This is a genomic window from Mesorhizobium amorphae (assembly GCF_014843845.1).
In the GTDB taxonomy this organism is placed as follows: domain Bacteria; phylum Pseudomonadota; class Alphaproteobacteria; order Rhizobiales; family Rhizobiaceae; genus Mesorhizobium; species Mesorhizobium amorphae_A.
Genome location: NZ_JHQS01000081.1, coordinates 1 through 435, shown reverse-complemented (window position 1 = coordinate 435; position 435 = coordinate 1). Strand labels below are relative to the sequence as shown.

The 435-nt window shown below is 61.1% G+C and carries 1 pseudogene; it reads left to right on the top strand.

From position 1 onward, the window contains the following. Positions 1-435, top strand: a pseudogene (locus DH08_RS30075) (cation:dicarboxylate symporter family transporter); the annotation flags it as partial.

Genomic DNA, 435 nt, shown 5'->3' with positions numbered 1-435 from the left:
GCGCAAGGCGACATCCTGCAGGTCCTGTTCTTCTCGGTTCTGTTCGGCATCGCCCTGGCCATGGTCGGAGAGACGGGCAAGCCTGTCGTTTCCTTCCTCCAGGCGCTTATCGCCCCCATTTTCAAGCTCGTCAGCCTGCTGATGAAGGCCGCCCCGATCGGCGCTTTCGGCGCCATGGCCTTCACCACCGGCAAATATGGCATCGGGTCGATCGTCAACCTCGCGATGCTGGTCGCGACGTTCTATTTCACCGCCTTCCTCTTCGTGTTCCGGCGTTCTCGGCGCGGTCTGCCGTTACAACGGCTTCTCGATCTTTTCTCTCATCCGCTACATCAAGGAAGAGCTGCTGCTTGTCCTGGCAACGTCCTCCTCGGAGGCCGCGCTGCCCTCGCTCATGGAGAAGATGGAGAAGGCCGGCGCCAAGCGTTCGGTCGT